At 61.8% G+C, this 18,678-nt stretch carries 15 protein-coding genes; 7 read left to right on the forward strand and 8 right to left on the reverse strand.

Annotation, left to right across the window (positions count from 1 at the left end):
* Positions 1 to 28 precede the first annotated feature (28 nt).
* The 6 genes from prpD to HX824_RS03850 all read right to left on the reverse strand — a co-directional run bounded on the left by prpD (position 29) and on the right by HX824_RS03850 (position 8,480).
* A complete protein-coding gene (gene prpD, locus HX824_RS03825; protein WP_087695198.1) occupies positions 29 to 1,513 on the reverse strand; it encodes a 2-methylcitrate dehydratase in 1,485 nt (494 codons plus the stop codon).
* Between the two features lie 166 nt (positions 1,514 to 1,679).
* On the reverse strand, positions 1,680 to 2,870 hold the full coding sequence (prpF, locus tag HX824_RS03830; RefSeq protein WP_177054148.1) for a 2-methylaconitate cis-trans isomerase PrpF: 1,191 nt from the start codon (positions 2,868 to 2,870) through the stop codon (positions 1,680 to 1,682).
* Between the two features lie 42 nt (positions 2,871 to 2,912).
* Positions 2,913 to 5,507 carry a Fe/S-dependent 2-methylisocitrate dehydratase AcnD gene (gene acnD / locus HX824_RS03835; RefSeq protein WP_102368357.1) on the reverse strand — a complete coding sequence of 865 codons (2,595 nt, stop codon included), beginning with the start codon at positions 5,505 to 5,507 and terminating at the stop codon, positions 2,913 to 2,915.
* A gap of 201 nt (positions 5,508 to 5,708) precedes the next feature.
* Positions 5,709 to 6,836, reverse strand: a complete 1,128-nt coding sequence (gene prpC, locus HX824_RS03840; RefSeq protein ID WP_177008963.1) for a 2-methylcitrate synthase — start codon at positions 6,834 to 6,836, stop codon at positions 5,709 to 5,711.
* Positions 6,837 to 6,876: 40 nt separating this feature from the next.
* On the reverse strand, positions 6,877 to 7,770 hold the full coding sequence (gene prpB, locus HX824_RS03845) for a methylisocitrate lyase (protein ID WP_003214976.1): 894 nt from the start codon (positions 7,768 to 7,770) through the stop codon (positions 6,877 to 6,879).
* Positions 7,767 to 8,480 carry a GntR family transcriptional regulator gene (locus tag HX824_RS03850; RefSeq protein ID WP_008432676.1) on the reverse strand — a complete coding sequence of 238 codons (714 nt, stop codon included), beginning with the start codon at positions 8,478 to 8,480 and terminating at the stop codon, positions 7,767 to 7,769. The genes prpB and HX824_RS03850 overlap by 4 nt, the downstream gene beginning before the upstream one ends.
* Positions 8,481 to 8,752: 272 nt before the next feature.
* Between HX824_RS03850 and HX824_RS03855 the strand changes: the two genes are divergently transcribed.
* Genes HX824_RS03855 through pabB form a run of 4 tightly spaced genes read left to right on the forward strand, consistent with a single transcriptional unit; the run spans position 8,753 to position 13,156 of the window.
* Complete coding sequence (locus tag HX824_RS03855; protein WP_023659091.1) at positions 8,753 to 9,286, forward strand: ATP-dependent zinc protease; 534 nt, start codon at positions 8,753 to 8,755, stop codon at positions 9,284 to 9,286.
* Positions 9,287 to 9,291: 5 nt separating this feature from the next.
* Positions 9,292 to 10,824: an inactive transglutaminase family protein gene (locus HX824_RS03860; RefSeq protein ID WP_008432680.1), complete on the forward strand. Its 1,533-nt coding sequence runs from the start codon at positions 9,292 to 9,294 to the stop codon at positions 10,822 to 10,824.
* On the forward strand, positions 10,824 to 11,810 hold the full coding sequence (locus HX824_RS03865) for an alpha-L-glutamate ligase-like protein (RefSeq protein WP_003214969.1): 987 nt from the start codon (positions 10,824 to 10,826) through the stop codon (positions 11,808 to 11,810). The genes HX824_RS03860 and HX824_RS03865 overlap by 1 nt, the downstream gene beginning before the upstream one ends.
* A 5-nt stretch (positions 11,811 to 11,815) precedes the next feature.
* The gene (gene pabB, locus HX824_RS03870) at positions 11,816 to 13,156 is read left to right on the forward strand and encodes an aminodeoxychorismate synthase component I (RefSeq protein WP_177054149.1); all 1,341 of its coding nucleotides are present in this window, start codon (positions 11,816 to 11,818) and stop codon (positions 13,154 to 13,156) included.
* Positions 13,157 to 13,485: 329 nt separating this feature from the next.
* Here the strand turns inward: pabB and thrH are convergent, their stop codons facing one another.
* Positions 13,486 to 14,103 (reverse strand): bifunctional phosphoserine phosphatase/homoserine phosphotransferase ThrH, encoded by a 618-nt coding sequence (gene thrH, locus HX824_RS03875; RefSeq protein WP_177054150.1) that lies wholly within the window; start codon positions 14,101 to 14,103, stop codon positions 13,486 to 13,488.
* Between the two features lie 152 nt (positions 14,104 to 14,255).
* Between thrH and HX824_RS03880 the strand changes: the two genes are divergently transcribed.
* The 3 genes from HX824_RS03880 to HX824_RS03890 all read left to right on the forward strand — a co-directional run bounded on the left by HX824_RS03880 (position 14,256) and on the right by HX824_RS03890 (position 17,614).
* Entirely contained in the window at positions 14,256 to 14,990 is a 735-nt protein-coding gene (locus HX824_RS03880; protein ID WP_003214958.1) for a phosphoadenylyl-sulfate reductase, read from the forward strand.
* A gap of 352 nt (positions 14,991 to 15,342) precedes the next feature.
* Positions 15,343 to 16,872, forward strand: a complete 1,530-nt coding sequence (locus HX824_RS03885; protein ID WP_008432689.1) for an NCS1 family nucleobase:cation symporter-1 — start codon at positions 15,343 to 15,345, stop codon at positions 16,870 to 16,872.
* A gap of 13 nt (positions 16,873 to 16,885) precedes the next feature.
* Positions 16,886 to 17,614 carry an aspartate/glutamate racemase family protein gene (locus tag HX824_RS03890; protein ID WP_003214954.1) on the forward strand — a complete coding sequence of 243 codons (729 nt, stop codon included), beginning with the start codon at positions 16,886 to 16,888 and terminating at the stop codon, positions 17,612 to 17,614.
* Positions 17,615 to 17,732: 118 nt separating this feature from the next.
* On the opposite strand, the gene HX824_RS03895 is transcribed toward HX824_RS03890, so the two are convergent.
* Positions 17,733 to 18,656 (reverse strand): LysR family transcriptional regulator, encoded by a 924-nt coding sequence (locus HX824_RS03895; protein ID WP_008432691.1) that lies wholly within the window; start codon positions 18,654 to 18,656, stop codon positions 17,733 to 17,735.
* Positions 18,657 to 18,678: the final 22 nt, after the last annotated feature.

Genomic DNA, 18,678 nt, shown 5'->3' on the forward strand with positions numbered 1-18,678 from the left:
CGCTCCCACATTTGACCAGTGGTGTTCTTCAGATGACGAACAGGTCCACAAACCGGTTTACCGGAGTGGCCTCAAGCCGTGCCTGATCCTTGCACAGCGCAAAAATCTCGGCACTGCGCTGCGCGGTAAACCGGGTCGCCAGGTTGGCCTTGAACTTGTCTTCCAGCAACGGAATGCCATCCACCCGACGGCGACGGTGGCCAATCGGGTATTCCACGGCCACCTGTTCGGTGCTGGAACCATCCTTGAAGAACACCTGCACCGCATTGGCGATGGAGCGCTTGTCGGCCTCCAGGTATTCGCGGCTGTAGCGCGGCTCCTCGACGATGACCATCTTTTCGCGCAGCTCATCGATGATCGGATGGGCCGCGTGGAATTCATCTTCGTATTGCTCGGCCACCAGGTTGCCAAACGCCAGCGGTACAGCGGTCATGTACTGGAGGCAATGATCGCGGTCCGCCGCGTTGGCCAACTGCCCGACCTTGGAGATGATCCGGATCGCCGACTCGTGGGTGGTGATCACAATCCGGTCGATCTCATGCAGGCGGTGCTTCACCTGTGGGTGCAGGGTGACTGCTGCCTCGCAGGCGGTTTGTGCGTGGAACTCGGCGGGGAAGCTGATCTTGAACAGTACGTTCTCCATCACATACGTGCCATAGGGCTGCGACAGGCTGAAGGCGCGCTTGTCTTCGGGCTTGAGCGCCAGGTCCTTGTTGGTGTGGCTGAACAGCACGTCGTAAAAGCCCCACTGCGGCGCGCTCAACACACCGGGAATGCCCATCTCGCCGCGCATGGCGATATCCGCCAGGCGCACCCCGCGACTCGACGCATCCCCCGCCGCCCACGACTTGCGCGAGCCGGCGTTCGGCGCATGACGATAAGTGCGCAATGCCTGGCCATCGACAAACGCCTGGGACAGGGCCGACAGCAGTTGCTCACGGTTGGCGCCCATCAGCTTGGCGGTGACGGCGGTGGAGGCGACTTTCACCAGCAGCACGTGGTCAAGGCCGACACGGTTGAAGGAGTTTTCCAGGGCAATCACACCCTGGATTTCGTGGGCCATGATCATCGCCTCCAGCACTGCCCGCACGGTCAGCGGTGCGTCGCCGTTGGCCAGGCGTTTTTGCGAGAGATGGTCGGCGACCGCGAGGATGCCACCGAGGTTATCGGAAGGGTGACCCCATTCGGCGGCAAGCCAGGTGTCGTTGTAGTCGAGCCAGCGCACGATGCAGCCGATGTCCCATGCGGCCTTGACCGGGTCCAGGCGGAACGAGGTGCCCGGCACCCGTGCGCCGAACGGCACCACCGTGCCTTCGACGATCGGCCCCAGGTGCTTGGTGCACTCCGGGAAACGCAGGGCCAGCAGGCCGCAACCGAGGGTGTCCATCAGGCAGTTGCGGGCGGTGTCGAGGGCATCGCGGGATTCGATCCTGAAACTCAGTACGTAGTCGGCGATGTCCTGCAGGACCTGGTCGTAGTCGGGGCGGTTGTTCTGGTCGACGTTGGCGCTCATGGCAGTACTCCAAAGTGGGTTAGGTGTGGTCCATCCTCAGGGTCAGGGTGTTCGTTCCCACGCTCTGCGTGGGAATGCCGCCTTGGACGCTTCGCGTCCCGTACGGCGCAAGGGTGACGCAGAGCGTCACGGGATGCATTCCCACGCAGAGCGTGGGAACGATCGGTTAGAAAGAGTCGCCGGGGACGCGTACGAACCCTTCCATCAACACTCGCGCACTGCGGCTCATGATGGCTTTTTTCACGACCCATTCACCGTCGACCTGGCTGGCCTCGGCGCCTACGCGCAACGTCCCGGAGGGATGCCCGAACCGCACTGCATTACGCTCCACGCCGCCCGCCGCCAAATTCACCAGCGTGCCGGAAATCGCCGCCGCCGTGCCAATCGCCACCGCCGCCGTGCCCATCATCGCGTGGTGCAACTTGCCCATGGACAGCGCCCGCACCAGCAGGTCGACATCACCCGCCCTGATCGCCTTGCCGCTGGACGCCACGTAGTCCGCAGGCCGCGCCACAAACGCCACCTTCGGCGTGTGCTGACGCTGGGCCGCTTCGTCCAGGTGTTTGATCAAGCCCATGCGCAGCGCACCATGGGCGCGGATGGTTTCAAACATCGCCAGGGCCTTGGGGTCGCCATTGATCGCGCCCTGCAACTCGGCGCCGGTGTAACCCAGGTCCTGGGCGTTGATGAAGATGGTGGGAATCCCGGCGTTGATCAGCGTCGCCTTGAACGTGCCGACACCCGGCACTTCCAGGTCATCCACCAGGTTGCCGGTAGGGAACATCGAGCCACCGCCGCCCTCTTCTTCCGCCGCCGGGTCCATGAATTCCAACTGCACCTCGGCGGCCGGGAAGGTCACGCCGTCGAGTTCGAAGTCGCCGGTTTCCTGCACCGCACCGTCGGTGATCGGTACGTGAGCGATGATGGTCTTGGCGATATTAGCCTGCCACACCCGCACCACGGCCACGCCGTTGTGCGGAATGCGCGCGGCATCTACCAGGCCGGCGCTGATGGCGAACGAACCCACCGCCGCCGACAGGTTGCCGCAGTTGCCGCTCCAGTCCACGAACGGTTTGTCGATGGACACCTGGCCGAACAGGTAGTCCACGTCGTGATCGGCGCGGGTACTTTTGGCCAGGATCACGGTTTTGCTGGTGCTGGAAGTCGCGCCGCCCATGCCGTCGATTTGCTTGTCATACGGGTCGGGGCTGCCGATCACCCGCAACAACAATGCATCCCGCGCCGCGCCCGGCACCTGGGCCGACTCGGGCAAATCCTTGAGGCTGAAAAACACGCCTTTACTGGTGCCGCCACGCATGTAGGTGGCGGGAATCTTGATCTGCGGTACGTGTGCCATGGTGGTCCTCATGGGCCGGGGCGTTGACCCCGACCGCAGTTGTCAGGCAGTTACAGCCGATTCCAGGAAGTCCTGGGCAAAACGTTGCAACACGCCGCCCGCCTCGTAGATCGACACTTCTTCAGCCGTGTCCAGCCGGCAGGTCACCGGCACCTCGACACGCTCGCCGTTCTTGCGGTTGATCAGCAACGTCAGTTGCGCACGCGGGGTGCGTTCGCCGATCACGTCGTAGGTTTCAGTGCCGTCGATCTTCAGGGTCTTGCGGTCGGTGCCCGGCAGGAACTCCAGCGGCAGCACGCCCATGCCCACCAGGTTGGTGCGGTGGATGCGCTCGAAACCTTCGGCGGCAATCGCTTCAACACCGGCCAGGCGTACGCCCTTGGCCGCCCAGTCCCGGGACGAACCCTGGCCGTAGTCGGCGCCGGCAATGATGATCAGCGGCTGCTTGCGCTCCATGTAGGTTTCGATGGCTTCCCACATGCGCGTGACCTTGCCTTCCGGCTCCAGGCGCGCCAGCGAACCCTGCTTGACCTTGCCGTCTTCAACCACCATTTCATTGAACAGTTTCGGGTTGGCGAAGGTGGCGCGCTGCGCGGTCAAGTGGTCGCCACGATGGGTCGCGTAAGAGTTGAAGTCGACTTCCGGCAGGCCCATTTTCGCCAGGTATTCGCCCGCGGCGCTGTCGAGCATGATCGCGTTGGACGGCGACAGGTGATCGGTGGTGATGTTGTCCGGCAGCACCGCCAGCGGGCGCATGCCCTTGAGCGGACGTGCACCGGCCAGGGCACCTTCCCAGTACGGCGGGCGACGGATGTAGGTGCTCTGCGGGCGCCAGTCGTACAGCGGCGTGACCTTCGGGCCGGTGTCTTCGTGGATCGCGAACATCGGGATGTACACCTGGCGAAACTGCTCCGGCTTGACCGACGCCTTGACCACCGCGTCGATTTCTTCGTCGCTTGGCCAGATGTCCTTGAGGCGGATTTCCTTGCCATTGGCGTCCAGGCCCAGCACGTCTTTTTCGATGTCGAAACGGATGGTGCCGGCAATCGCATAGGCCACCACCAGCGGCGGCGACGCGAGGAACGCTTGCTTGGCGTACGGGTGGATACGGCCGTCGAAGTTGCGGTTACCCGAAAGCACGGCGGTGGCGTACAGGTCGCGGTCGATGATCTCTTGCTGGATCACCGGGTCGAGTGCGCCGGACATGCCGTTGCAGGTGGTGCAGGCGAACGCCACGACACCAAAACCGAGTTGCTCCAGTTCGGTGGTCAGCCCGGCTTCGTCGAGGTACATCGCGACGGTTTTCGAACCCGGTGCCAGGGACGACTTGACCCACGGCTTGCGGGCCAGGCCGAGCTTGTTGGCATTGCGTGCCAGCAGGCCGGCGGCAATCACGTTGCGCGGGTTGCTGGTGTTGGTGCAACTGGTGATGGCCGCGATGATCACCGCGCCGTCGGGCATTTGCCCCGGCACGTCATCCCACTGGCCGGAGATGCCCTTGGCCGCCAGGTCGCTGGTGGCGACGCGGGCGTGGGGGTTGCTCGGGCCGGCCATGTTGCGCACCACCGAGGACAAATCGAAGCTCAGGCCACGCTCGTATTGCGCGCCCTTGAGGTCGTCCGCCCACAGGCCGGTGTGGCGAGCGTACTGTTCCACCAGGGTGACTTGTTCGTCTTCACGGCCGGTGAGCTTGAGGTAGGCGATGGTCTGTTGGTCGATGTAGAACATCGCCGCCGTGGCGCCGTATTCCGGGGCCATGTTGGAGATGGTGGCGCGGTCGCCCAGGGTCAGCGCGGAGGCGCCTTCGCCGAAGAACTCGAGCCACGCACCCACGACCTTTTGCTTGCGCAGGAACTCGGTCAGCGCCAGCACCATGTCGGTGGCGGTGATGCCCGGTTGCAGCTTGCCCGTCAGCTCCACGCCAACACTTTCCGGCAGGCGCATCCACGAAGCGCGGCCGAGCATCACGCTCTCTGCTTCAAGGCCACCAACGCCGATGGCGATCACGCCCAAGGCATCAACGTGAGGCGTGTGGCTGTCGGTGCCGACGCAGGTATCCGGGAAGGCCACGCCGTCACGTACCTGGATCACCGGAGACATTTTCTCCAGGTTGATCTGGTGCATGATGCCGTTGCCCGGCGGGATCACGTCGACGTTCTTGAAGGCCTTTTTGGTCCACTCGATAAAGTGAAAACGGTCTTCGTTGCGACGGTCTTCGATGGCGCGGTTTTTCTCGAACGCCTGCGGGTCAGAACCACCGGCTTCGACGGCCAGGGAGTGGTCGACGATCAGTTGGGTCGGCACCACCGGGTTGACCTGGGCCGGGTCACCGCCTTGCAGGGCGATGGCGTCGCGCAGGCCGGCAAGGTCCACCAGGGCGGTCTGGCCGAGGATGTCGTGGCACACCACGCGGGCCGGGAACCACGGGAAGTCGAGGTCGCGTTTGCGCTCGATCAGTTGGCTCAAGGAGGCATTGAGGGTTGCGGGGTCGCAGCGACGCACCAGGTTTTCCGCGAGCACGCGGGAGGTGTACGGCAGTGTGGCGTAGGCGCCGGGGGTGATTGCATCGACTGCCGCGCGGGCGTCAAAGAAATCGAGGCGGCTGCCGGGGAGCGGTTTGCGGTGTTCAGTGTTCATCGTCAGGACTCGGTCACAGTAGTTGCAAAAGGAAGAACCGGTGCTGATCCAAGGTGGAATGCGATCAAAATGTGGGAGCGGGCTTGCTCGCGAAGGCGGTGTGTCATTCAACACACATGGCGACTGTCACACCGCCTTCGCGAGCAAGCCCGCTCCCACATTTTTGATCCGGTTTCACCCCAAGATCAGCGGTTTCTCCACTCAGCGACGTTCGATTGGCACGAACTTGCGCTGCTCAACGCCGATGTACTCGGCGCTCGGACGGATGATGCGGTTGTTGGCTCGCTGCTCGAACACGTGAGCTGCCCATCCTGTCAGCCGCGAGCAGACGAAAATCGGGGTGAACAGCTTGGTCGGGATGCCCATGAAGTGGTACGCCGAGGCATGGTAGAAGTCGGCGTTGGGGAACAGTTTCTTCTGCTCCCACATGGTCTTGTCGATGGCTTCAGAAACCGGGAACAGCACGGTGTCGCCCACTTCGTCGGCGAGTTTTTTCGACCAGGCCTTGATCACTTCATTACGCGGGTCGCTGTCTTTATAGATCGCGTGGCCAAAGCCCATGATCTTGTCCTTGCGCGCCAGCATGCCGAGGGTGCCTTCCACCGCTTCCTGGGCGGAAGAGAAACGCTCGATCATCTCCATCGCCGCTTCATTGGCGCCGCCGTGCAGCGGGCCACGCAGGGAGCCGATGGCGGCAGTCACGCAGGAATACAGGTCCGACAGGGTCGACGCACACACGCGGGCGGTGAAGGTCGAGGCGTTGAATTCGTGCTCGGCGTAGAGAATCAGCGACACGTTCATCACCTTGACGTGCAAGTCGCTGGGCTTCTTGTCGTGCAGCAGGTGCAGGAAGTGCCCGCCGATGCTCGGCTCGTCGGTCACGCAGTTGATGCGCTGGCCGTCGTGGCTGAAGCGGTACCAGTAGCACATGATCGCCGGGAACGCGGCCAGCAGGCGGTCGGTCACGTCGCGCTGCACGCTGAAGTCTCTCTCCGGCTCGATGTTGCCCAGGAACGAGCAACCGGTGCGCATCACGTCCATCGGGTGCGCGTCGGCGGGGATGCGTTCCAGCACTTCTTTCAGCGCCTGGGGCAGGTCGCGCAGTTTGCCGAGCTTGGCGGTGTAGGCGGCCAGTTCGGCTTTGGTCGGCAGTTCGCCGTAGAGCAGCAGGTAGGCGACTTCTTCAAACTGGGCATCGGCGGCGAGTTCGCGCACGTCGTAGCCGCGATAGGTCAAGCCGGCACCGGCCTGGCCCACGGTGGACAGTGCGGTCTGCCCGGCAACCTGGCCACGCAGGCCAGCTCCACTGAGTACTTTTGCTTCGGCCATGGTTATCTCCAATCTTTTAGTTATTAGTGAGGCGCTCGCGTTACTTCTTGGCGGCGAACAGCGCGTCGAGCTTCTGCTCGAAGGTGTGGTAGTCGATGCGATCGTAAAGCTCCATACGGGTTTGCATGGTGTCGATCACGTTCTGCTGGGTGCCGTCGCGACGGATCGCGGTGTAGACGTTCTCGGCGGCCTTGTTCATGGCGCGGAAGGCCGAGAGCGGGTACAGGACGATGGAAACATCCGCAGATTTCAGTTGATCGACGGTATAGAGAGGTGTCGCACCGAATTCGGTGATGTTGGCCAGGATCGGCGCTTTCACGCGAGAGGCGAACAGCTTGTACATCTCAAGCTCAGTGATGGCTTCCGGGAACACCATGTCGGCACCGGCCTCGATGCAGGCGGCCGCACGTTCCAGGGCGGATTCCAAACCTTCCACGGCCAGTGCATCGGTGCGGGCCATGATCACGAAACTGTCATCGGTACGCGCATCCACCGCAGCCTTGATGCGGTCGACCATTTCCTGCTGGGACACGATTTCTTTGTTCGGGCGATGGCCGCAACGCTTGGCGCCCACCTGGTCTTCGATATGGATCGCCGCCGCGCCGAACTTGATCATCGACTTGACGGTGCGCGCCACGTTGAACGCGGAGGAGCCGAAACCGGTGTCCACGTCCACCAGCAGCGGCAGGTCGCACACGTCGGTGATGCGGCGCACGTCCGTCAGCACGTCATCCAGGCCGGTGATGCCCAGGTCCGGCACACCGAGGGAGCCGGCAGCCACCCCGCCACCCGACAGGTAGATCGCCTTGAAGCCGGCGCGCTTGGCCAGCAGCGCATGGTTGGCGTTGATCGCGCCGACTACCTGCAACGGGTGCTCGCTGGCAACCGCGTCACGGAAACGCTGGCCTGGAGTGGTGTTGTTATTGGAACTCATGACTCACCTCGTGATTGGGGAGCGCCGTCCGGGAAGTGACGGGCAATGTTGCGTTTGGAGGCACCGATATGCCGGCGCATCAACAACTCGGCCAGTTCACCGTCGCGATCGGCAATCGCGTCAAGAATGCGGTGATGCTCGGCAAAGGCCTGGCGTGGACGATTGGGGGTGGCGGAGAACTGGATGCGGTACATGCGCACCAACTGATACAGCTCGCCGCACAACATTTGGGTCAGGGTGCGATTACCGGCGCCTTGAATTATCCGGTAATGAAAATCGAAGTCGCCTTCCTGCTGGTAGTAGCCGACACCGGCCTGGAAGGCCGCATCGCGCTCGTGGGTGTGCAACACCTGGCGCAGCTCTTCGATCTCGGCGTCGGTCATGCGCTCGGCGGCCAGGCGGCAGGCCATGCCTTCCAGGGATTCGCGGATTTCGTAGAGTTCGATCAGTTCTTCATGGCTCAACGAGACCACTCGCGCGCCCACATGGGGGATGCGCACCAGCAGGCGCTGGCCTTCCAGGCGATGAATCGCCTCGCGCAGCGGGCCACGGCTGATGCCATAGGTGCGCGCCAGTTCCGGCTCGGAGATCTTGCTGCCGGGGGCGATTTCGCCCTTGACGATGGCGGCCTGGATACGCCGGAAGACGTTCTCGGACATGGTCTGGGAATCGTCTTGGGCCATCACTGGGGTTTCCAGTTGATCCAGCATATTGTCGACACCTTTAAAAGCAATGCCGCAAAAACTAGCCAATCAGCCCCGGATAGTCAAAGAATAAATACACATTGTCGACAATCGTCTAATAACCCGCCTTGCACTCTATCGGGGCATGGCCGGCTGCCAGCGCTGGCGCCAGAAAACCTTCATGTTAGAATGCCGGCCACTTTTGCCTCACATCCCTGGATGAAAAGGCGCACGAGGGAGCTTGCGCAGCAATGCCAGTCGCCTTGAATTGAACATCGCACTGCACCGCGTCAGGATTTATGAGACTCAAGCCCTTCCCCCTTTTGCTTCTACTGTTTATCCCGGGCCTTGGCGTTGCTGCCGAGAAGACCGTTTATGGACTCAATGAATACGCCAAGTTGGCCGGCATTGACCTGGAAGTGGCCGCCAAGCTCGACACCGGGGCCAAGACCGCGTCCTTGAGCGCCCGCGACATCAAGCGCTTCAAGCGCAACGGCGAGTCCTGGGTGCGCTTCTACCTGGCCATCGACACCGCACACTCCCACCCCATCGAGCGTCCCCTGGCCCGCGTGAGCAAGATCAAGCGCCGCGCCGGTGACTACGACCCCGATGAAGACAAGAACTACACCGCCCGTCCAGTCATCGCCCTGGACATCTGCATGGGCACCGCTTTACGCAGTATCGAAGTGAACTTGACTGACCGCAGCGCCTTCCAATACCCGCTGCTGATCGGCTCCGAAGCGCTGAAACGCTTTGATGCGCTGGTCGACCCCAGTCTTAAATACGCGGCGGGCAAACCTGCCTGCGCCTCCGACGCTCATACCGCTGAGTAATTTGAATGCGCTCTCTTAATCTGCACCTGAAAATCCTGATCGCCGTTTTGGTGGTCTTGGGCATTTCGGTCACCGCCTATCAGATTTTCGTGCTGGGGATTCCCGTCACCGAGGACGCCACCGACGACCTGTGGAACATCGACGCCAAGGTCGAGTTCGTCGCCAGCGCCAAGGACCCGGTGAAAATCCAGATGTTCGTGCCGCCCCTGAGCCGCGACTTCGTCAGCCTGAATGAAAGCTTTATCTCGAATAACTACGGCGTCAGCGTCAATCGCCTCGACGGCAACCGCAAGGTCACCTGGTCGGCACGCCGGGCCAAGGGCAACCAGACCCTCTACTACCGCCTGGTGCTGACCAAGCGTTACAGCGGTGAAAAGATCAAGGTCAAGGGCCCGACCTTCCGCGACAGCATCGCCGTCGAAGGCCCGGAAAAAATCGCCGCCGAAGCCCTGCTGGCGCCGATCCGCCAGCACTCGGCCGACGTCGAGACCTTTATCAGCGAAGCCATCAAGCGCACCAACAACCTCAACGACGACAACGTGAAGCTGCTGCTGGCGGGCGACCCGTCGACGCCGCACAAGGCCAAGATCGTCGAGTTGCTGCTGTCCATCGCCCATGTGCCGGTGGAAAAGGTCCACACCATCCGCCTGGTGGCCGACCAGCCGCAAACCCCGGAACTCTGGCTGCGCAGTTTCAATGGCAACGACTGGCTGTACTTCAACCCCGACACCGGCGAGCAAGGCCTGCCGGCCGACCGCCTGCTGTGGTGGACCGGTGATGAAAACCTGATCACCGTCGACGGCGGCAAGAAGGCCATGGTGACCTTCAGCCTCAACAACAGCGAAATGAACGCGATTCGCCTGGCCAAGCTGACGGACGAAAACACCGACGCCAACTTCCTCGAGTACTCGCTGTACGGCCTGCCGCTGCAAACCCAGCAGACCTTCATGATCATGGTGATGATCCCGATTGGCGTGCTGGTGATCCTGATCCTGCGCAACCTGATCGGCCTGCAGACCCTTGGCACGTTTACCCCGGTGCTGATTGCCCTGGCGTTCCGAGAGACACAGCTGGGCTTCGGGATTGTGCTGTTCACCATTATTACGGCGCTGGGGCTGTCGCTTCGGTCTTACCTGGAACACTTGAAGCTGCAGATGCTGCCGAGGCTCTCGGTGGTGCTGACCTTCGTGGTGGTGCTGATCGCCGCCATCAGTCTGTTCAGCCACAAGCTCGGCCTGGAGCGCGGGTTGTCGGTGGCACTGTTCCCGATGGTGATCCTGACCATGACCATCGAACGCCTGTCGATCACCTGGGAAGAACGCGGTGGCGGCCATGCGATGAAAGTCGCGATCGGCACGCTGTTCGCCGCTTCCCTGGCGCACATCATCATGAGCGTGCCGGAACTGATCTACTTCGTGTTCACCTTCCCGGCGATCCTGTTGATCCTGGTGGGCTTCATGCTGGCCATGGGTCGTTATCGCGGCTACCGCCTGACCGAACTGGTGCGTTTCAAGGCCTTCCTCAAGGCTGACTCGTAATGTTCGGCTTCTGGAAGACCTGGAAGGCCCTGGAAGCGCGGGGGATCATGGGCATCAACCGGCGAAATGCCGACTACGTGCTCAAGTACAACAAGCGCAGCCTGTATCCGATCGTCGATGACAAGATCATCACCAAGGAACGGGCCATGGCCGCCGGCATCCACGTGCCGGAAATGTACGGGGTCATTTCCACCGAGAAGGAAATCGACAAGCTCGACGAGATCATCGGCGGGCGCAGCGACTTCGTGATCAAGCCGGCCCAGGGCGCCGGTGGTGACGGTATCCTGGTGATCGCCGACCGTTTTGAAGGGCGCTACCGGACCGTCTCCGGCAAGATCATCAGCCATGAAGAAATCGAGCATCAGATTTCCAGCATCCTCACCGGCCTGTATTCCCTCGGCGGCCACCGGGACCGGGCACTGATCGAATACCGGGTGGTGCCCGACCAGATCTTCAAGAGCATCAGCTACGAAGGCGTACCGGACATCCGCATCATTGTGCTGATGGGCTACCCGGTGATGGCCATGCTGCGCTTGCCCACCCGCCAGTCCGGCGGCAAGGCCAACCTGCACCAGGGCGCGATTGGCGTGGGTGTCGACCTCGCCACCGGCCTGACCCTGCGCGGCACCTGGCTGAACAACATCATCACCAAGCACCCCGACACCACCAATGCGGTGGACGGCGTGCAACTGCCCAACTGGGACGGGTTCATGAAGCTCGCCGCCGGCTGCTACGAGCTGTGCGGCCTGGGCTATATCGGCGTGGACATGGTGCTGGACCAGGAAAAGGGTCCGTTGATCCTGGAACTTAACGCTCGCCCGGGGCTGAACATCCAGATTGCCAACGACTGCGGCCTGACCTTGCGCACCCATGCCGTGGAGGCTCGACTGGAAGAGCTGAAGGCGGCGGGCGTAACGGAAACACCGGAGGAACGGGTTAAGTTTGTGCAGGAAATGTTTGGGCATATTCCGGCGGTCGAGGGATAAACCCAGTGACCTGCTCCGTACACCCGCTGCCCTACCGGGCCAACCCTGCCGAATACTTTGCAGCAATCCGCCATGCGCCCGGCGCGGTGCTGCTGGACAGTGGCCGACCGGCGGCCGAGCGCGGCCGTTATGACCTGCTGAGCGCCTGGCCCGAGACGACCCTGGCGGTACTGCCCGACGAAAGCGGCAGTGATTTCCTACAGCGCCTGCGGGAAAACCTGACGTTGCTGGGTGAAGCCACGATCCCCGCGCCCTACGAACTGCCGTTTGCCGGCGGCCTCATCGGCTACCTGAGCTACGACTTCGGTCGTCATCTTGAGCACCTGCCGCACCTGGCGGTGGACGACCTGCACCTGCCGGATGCACGCTTTGGCCTGTACGCCTGGGCCTTAATCAGCGATCACCAGGCGCAGACCAGCCAACTGGTGTTCCATCCCAAACTGGCGGAAAGCGAACGGCAACGCCTGATTACCTTGTTCGGTCAGCCGACCATCAGCGCATCGGCCACCTTCAAGCTGCAAGGCCCAATGGCCCCGGACGTGACAGCCGACACCTACAAACACGCACTCGCCCGCATCCAGGATTACATCCAGGCGGGTGACTGCTACCAGGTCAACTTTGCCCAACGTTTCCGTGCCCCGTGCAGTGGCGATCCGTGGGTGGCCTACTGCGCCTTGCGCGAAGCGTGCCCGACGCCGTTTTCCGGGTTCCAGAGCCTGCCGGACGACGGCGCAGTGTTGAGCTTGTCGCCGGAACGCTTCGTCAAAATCAGCCAGCGCCAGGTGGAAACCCGCCCGATCAAGGGCACCCGGCCAAGGGGGGCGACGCCCGAGGAAGATGCAGCCAACGCCGCTGAATTGCTGGCCAGCCCCAAGGATCGTGCCGAAAACCTGATGATCGTCGACCTGCTGCGCAACGACCTGGGCCGCACCTGCCGCACCGGCTCGGTGAGGGTCCCGGAGTTGTTCAGCCTGGAAAGCTATCCCAACGTGCATCATCTGGTGAGCAGCGTGACCGGCGAATTGGCCGACGATAAAGACGCCCTCGACCTGATCGCCGGCAGCTTCCCCGGCGGCTCCATCACCGGCGCACCGAAGATTCGCGCGATGCAGATCATCGACGAGCTGGAGCCGACCCGGCGCGGGTTGTATTGCGGTTCGCTGGTGTATCTGGACGTGCGCGGCGAGATGGACAGCTCCATCGCCATTCGCAGCCTGTTGGTCAAGGATGGTCAGGTGTGCTGCTGGGGCGGCGGCGGGATTGTCGCGGACTCGGAGTGGCAGGCGGAGTATCAGGAGTCGATGACCAAGGTGCGGGTGTTGTTACAAACCTTGGAAAGCCTGTAGCACGCAGCCCTCCCTGGCTCTGCGACGCGGAGCCAGGCAGCGGAAAAGACCTGAATCAGTACCGAAGTAGACGGGGTCGAAGCCGGAGGATAGCGTCCGGTTTCAACCGTCCACCAGCCGTCTGTGAAGGATCACATGAAACGACTGCCTACTTGTCAGGAAAGATTTCCGAGATTGCGCATTCCTTATGAGAGTTTGCTGGCAGGGGTCTAGGCTGTGCAGTGGCCACTCCGGCCCCATCGCGAGCAAGCCCGGCTCCCACAGGGGAGCGCGGTCAACATGTGGGAGCTGGCTTGCCTGCGATGAAGGCGTCAGCCACGCCAAAGAACTTACAGGCTCAACGAACGATTCGACGCCTTGATGAACTCCTTCTTCAAATCCTCAAACGTATGCACCGCCGGGAACTGCGGGAACTCGCGAATCACGTTCTCCGGCGCGTGGAACAGAATCCCACGGTCGGCCTCACCCAGCATGGTGGTGTCATTGTAGGAATCACCAGCGGCAATCACGCGGTAGTACAGGGTCTTGAAGGCCAGCACCGACTGACGCTTGGGATCTTTCTGACGCAGCTGGTAGCTCACCACCCGGTCACTCTCGTCGGTGATCAACCGGTGGCACAGCAAGGTCGGGAAACCCAGTTGGCGCATCAGCGGCTGGGAGAACTCATAGAAGGTGTCAGACAGGATCACCACCTGGAAGCGCTCGCGCAGCCAATTGACGAACTCGATGGCGCCGTCCAGCGGCTTGAGGGTGGCGATCACTTCCTGGATGTCCGAGAGCTTCAGCCCATGCTCATCAAGAATGCGCAGGCGCTGTTTCATCAGCACGTCGTAGTCGGGGATGTCCCGGGTGGTGGCCCGCAAGGCTTCAATACCGGTTTTTTCGGCGAAGGCGATCCAGATTTCCGGAACCAGCACCCCTTCCAGGTCGAGACAGGCAATTTCCACAAGACACTCCCATTTAAAGTTATTGAGTTGAGCGAGCAAAAGGACTGCCGAACTCTAGCGATTCACGCTGGCCGCCGCAACGCAGGCGGGATTTTGTTACCATCGCCCCCCTATAGAGCGCTCAGCGCCACTGACCTGTAGGAACCGTCCTGATGAACCAAGCCTTCGACGTCGCTGAACTCGCCGCGACTTACGCCAACAAATCCGCCCAGGACATTCTCAAGCTGGCCTTCAGCCAGTTTGGCGACGACCTGTGGATCTCTTTCAGCGGTGCCGAGGACGTGGTGCTGGTAGACATGGCCTGGAAGCTGAACAAGAACGTCAAGGTGTTCAGCCTCGACACCGGTCGCCTGCACCCGGAGACCTACCGGTTTATCGAGCAGGTGCGTGAGTTCTACAAGATCGACATCGAACTGATCTCGCCGGACCAGAGCAAGCTGGAACCCTTCGTCAAGGAAAAGGGCCTGTTCAGTTTCTACAAGGACGGCCATGGCGAGTGCTGTGGCGTGCGCAAGATCGAACCGCTGCGCCGCAAGCTGTCCGGTGTGAGCGCCTGGGCCACCGGCCAGCGCCGCGACCAGAGCCCCGGCACCCGCAGCCAGGTGGCCGCGCTGGAAATCGATACGGCTTTTTCCACCCCGGAACGCACCCTGTACAAGTTCAACCCGCTGGCGCAGATGACCAGTGAGGAAGTATGGGGTTACATCCGCATGCTGGAGTTGCCGTACAACAGCCTGCACGAGCGCGGTTTTATCAGCATCGGCTGTGAGCCGTGCACCCGTCCGGTACTGCCGAACCAGCACGAACGCGAAGGCCGTTGGTGGTGGGAAGAAGCAACCCAAAAAGAATGCGGGTTGCACGCCGGGAACATCATCAGCAAGGCGTAACGCCTTAGCCAGAATCCTGTACACAGAAATGTCACCATCGGTGCCATTTTTGTGTGCACTTATAAGATCCTGCACCGAAAAGTTACATCCTCCCTCGTCACACCTCTTCTAAAATCCCCGCCCCTCTCTGCGCTACAAAATAAATAGCTGTTCAAACGGTCAATTTATATCGCTTTAAATTCAGTCTGTTATTTCCAATCACGCTAAAAACCAAATCGCCGTGTATTTCACCCGGCGAAAATCTGGCACGCATGTGGCTTAAGGCAAAACACACTTTGTATACAATTAATAAAAAAGATACATACACTTTGACATCAGCCGCTCTCCTGCTGATGTCCAGGAGCCTGCCGGAATGCGTACAAGTCTCTCCAATAACATCGCACTGGATCTGCCCTCCTCCACCCTGAACCCCGAGGCCACGAGCCCCGGCCCGTTGGTCCTCAGCCCGCGCCTGCACAACAAGGACCTGGCGCCTACCAAGGCCGAAGGCCGGCGCTGGGGCCGCTACAGCATCTTTGCCTTGTGGACCAACGATGTGCACAACATCGCCAACTACTCCTTCGCCATCGGCCTGTATGCGCTGGGCCTGGGTGGCTGGCAGATTCTGCTGTCCCTGGGGATCGGCGCGGCGCTGGTGTACTTCTTCATGAACCTGTCGGGCTATATGGGGCAGAAGACCGGCGTACCGTTTCCAGTGATCAGCCGCATCAGTTTTGGCATCCATGGTGCGCAGATCCCGGCACTGATTCGTGCGGTGATCGCGATTGCCTGGTTCGGGATACAGACCTACCTGGCCTCGGTGGTTTTCCGCGTGCTATTGACAGCGGTTCATCCAGGTTTTGCCGACTACGACCACAACTCGATCCTCGGCCTGTCCACCCTGGGCTGGGCGTGTTTTGTGGCGATCTGGTTTGTGCAGCTCGCCATCCTCGCCTATGGGATGGAGATGGTGCGCCGCTATGAAGCCTTCGCCGGGCCGGTGATTCTGCTGACAGTAGCGTCCCTGGCCGGCTGGATGTATTTCCAGGCCGGCGGCCAGATCGCCTGGTCGATCCGCGAGCCGCTGACCGGTGGTGAGATGTGGCGCAATATCTTTGCCGGCGGCGCGCTGTGGCTGGCGATCTACGGCACGCTGATCCTGAATTTCTGCGACTTCGCCCGCTCCTCGCCGTGCCGCAAGACCATCAAGGTCGGCAACTTCTGGGGCCTGCCGGTGAATATCCTGGTGTTCGCGGCCATCACCGTGCTGCTGTGCGGCGGGCAGTTCCACCTCAATGGCCGGGTGATCGAGAGCCCTACGGAAATCATTGCGGCGATACCCAACACATTCTTCCTGGTGCTGGGCTGCCTGGCGTTCCTGATTGTGACCGTGGCGGTGAACATCATGGCCAACTTCGTCGCGCCGGCCTTTGTGCTGAGCAACCTGGCGCCCAAGTACCTGAACTTCCGCCGCGCCGGGCTGATCAGCGCCACCGTGGCGGTGTTGATCCTGCCGTGGAACCTCTACAACAGCCCGCTGGTGATCGTGTATTTCCTCTCAGGGCTGGGCGCACTGCTGGGGCCGTTGTACGGGGTGATCATGGTCGACTACTGGTTGATCCGCAAAAGCCAGGTGGACGTGCCGCAGCTGTATAGCGAAGACCCGAATGGCGCTTATTACTACAGCCGCGGGATCAATTTGCGCGCCGTGGCGGCCTTCATTCCTGCCGCGGTGATCGCCATTCTCCTGGCCCTGCTGCCCGGTTTCGCCCTCGTCTCGCCCTTCTCCTGGCTGATTGGCGCCGGTATTGCAGGGCTGCTGTACCTGCTGTTCGCCAAGCGCCAGCCGTACTACGCCGATGTGAGCGGCGAAAGCATTGCAGTCGATAACGTCAGTCATTAAGTAAGGACATTCCATGCGCATCCTTGTGGTCAACGTCAACACCACCGAGTCCATCACCGAGGCCATCGCCAAACAGGCACGGGCGGTGGCGTCCCCCGGCACCGAGATCGTCGGCCTGACTCCGTTTTTCGGTGCCGAATCGGTGGAAGGCAATTTCGAAAGCTACCTGGCGGCCATCGCGGTGATGGACCGGGTGATGGCTTACGACCAGCCGTTCGATGCGGTAATCCAGGCCGGCTACGGCGAACATGGCCGCGAAGGCTTGCAGGAGTTGCTCAACGTGCCGGTGGTGGACATCACCGAAGCGGCCGCCAGCACCGCGATGTTCCTCGGACATGCCTACTCCGTGGTGACGACTCTGGACCGCACCGTGCCGCTGATCGAGGACCGGCTGAAACTGGCCGGCTTATATCAGCGGTGCGCGTCGGTACGGGCCAGCGGCATGGCGGTATTGGAACTGGAGGAAGACCCGCTGCGGGCCATGGAGGCCATCGTGCGCCAGGCTGAATTGGCGATCAGCGAAGACAAGGCCGAAGTGATCTGCCTGGGCTGCGGCGGCATGGCCGGGCTGGATGAGCAGATTCGCTACCGCACGGGTGTGCCGGTGGTGGACGGTGTGACCTCGGCGGTCACCATTGCCGAAGGCCTGGTGCGGTTGGGGCTGTCGACCTCGAAGATACGCACGTATGCGACGCCGAGGCCGAAGAAAGTGATCGGCTGGCCCGGAAAGTTCGGACATTGAAGATCCAAAATGTGGGAGCGGGCTTGCTCGCGAAAGCGGTGGATCAGTCGATGCATGTGGTGACTGTCACACCGCCTTCGCGAGCAAGCCCGCTCCCACACTTTGATCCCCACAAGGATCAAATGGCGCTGAACCGCCGCCCCAACTCGCGTTCGACAAACTGCTCCAGGATGAAATCCACAAACGCCCGGGTCTTGCCGGGCAGCAGCTTGTGTTCGGCGTAGTACAGCGAGATGTTGCCGTCGTCGACGTACCAGTCGGGCAGCACTCGCACCAGTTGGCCGCTGTCCAGATACGGCACCGCCATCGGCATGCTGACCAGCGCAATCCCCAGGCCCTGGGCACTGGCGCAGCAGGCAGCGCCCGAGTCGCTCATGGTCATGCGCGGCTTGAGCACCAGCGGGCGTTGTTCGCGCGTGCGGTGGGTGAGTTGCCACGAACGCACGCGGCCGGTTTGCGGTGAGCGGATCAGGATGCCGTTGCACACAGACAAGTCCTCGGGCACGACCACCGGCTTGCGTTTGGCGAGGTATTCCGGTGAGGCCAGCAGGATCCGGTGCGCCGGCGCCAGCTTGCGCGCGACCACGCCCTGGGGCAGCTCAAAACCACCGCCGATCGCGGCATCGAAGCCCTGGCCGATCAGGTCCACCTGGCGGTTATCAAAATGCCAGTCGGGGTTGATATCAGGAAAGCGCTTTAGAAACTCCCCCAGCAACGGCACCACATAACGGTTGCCGAACACCGTGCCCATGCTCACTTTCAGCGTGCCCACTGGCCGCCCTTCGGCACTGGCCAGGTTAGCCACGGCGTTTTGAATGGTGGTGAGGCTGCCGCTGACTTCTTCGAGGAAGAGCTTGCCGGCCTCAGTCAGCGTCAGGCGCCGGGTACTGCGCTGGAACAGCCTCACACCCAGGCGCGCCTCCAGCTTGGCCACACTTTTGCCCACGGCCGCCGGGGTCAGGCTCAGGTGCCGGGCAGCTTCGGCAAAACTGCCGCCTTCGGCGCTGCGCACGAAGCATTCGATACTGCCAAAGCTTTCCATATCGCCCCACTCTAAACTTTTG

The organism is Pseudomonas sp. D4002, assembly GCF_013385665.1.
Lineage (GTDB): Bacteria > Pseudomonadota > Gammaproteobacteria > Pseudomonadales > Pseudomonadaceae > Aquipseudomonas.

Excerpts from the sequence above, each read along its gene's own strand:
- prpD (WP_087695198.1), bottom strand. The coding sequence starts at position 1,513 with ATGAGCGCCAACGTCGACCAGAACAACCGCCCCGACTACGACCAGGTC.
- prpF (WP_177054148.1), bottom strand. The coding sequence starts at position 2,870 with ATGGCACACGTACCGCAGATCAAGATTCCCGCCACCTACATGCGTGGC.
- acnD (WP_102368357.1), bottom strand. The coding sequence starts at position 5,507 with ATGAACACTGAACACCGCAAACCGCTCCCCGGCAGCCGCCTCGATTTC.
- prpC (WP_177008963.1), bottom strand. The coding sequence starts at position 6,836 with ATGGCCGAAGCAAAAGTACTCAGTGGAGCTGGCCTGCGTGGCCAGGTT.
- prpB (WP_003214976.1), bottom strand. The coding sequence starts at position 7,770 with ATGAGTTCCAATAACAACACCACTCCAGGCCAGCGTTTCCGTGACGCG.
- HX824_RS03850 (WP_008432676.1), bottom strand. The coding sequence starts at position 8,480 with ATGCTGGATCAACTGGAAACCCCAGTGATGGCCCAAGACGATTCCCAG.
- HX824_RS03855 (WP_023659091.1), top strand. The coding sequence starts at position 8,753 with ATGAGACTCAAGCCCTTCCCCCTTTTGCTTCTACTGTTTATCCCGGGC.
- HX824_RS03860 (WP_008432680.1), top strand. The coding sequence starts at position 9,292 with ATGCGCTCTCTTAATCTGCACCTGAAAATCCTGATCGCCGTTTTGGTG.
- HX824_RS03865 (WP_003214969.1), top strand. The coding sequence starts at position 10,824 with ATGTTCGGCTTCTGGAAGACCTGGAAGGCCCTGGAAGCGCGGGGGATC.
- HX824_RS03880 (WP_003214958.1), top strand. The coding sequence starts at position 14,256 with ATGAACCAAGCCTTCGACGTCGCTGAACTCGCCGCGACTTACGCCAAC.
- HX824_RS03885 (WP_008432689.1), top strand. The coding sequence starts at position 15,343 with ATGCGTACAAGTCTCTCCAATAACATCGCACTGGATCTGCCCTCCTCC.
- HX824_RS03890 (WP_003214954.1), top strand. The coding sequence starts at position 16,886 with ATGCGCATCCTTGTGGTCAACGTCAACACCACCGAGTCCATCACCGAG.
- HX824_RS03895 (WP_008432691.1), bottom strand. The coding sequence starts at position 18,656 with ATGGAAAGCTTTGGCAGTATCGAATGCTTCGTGCGCAGCGCCGAAGGC.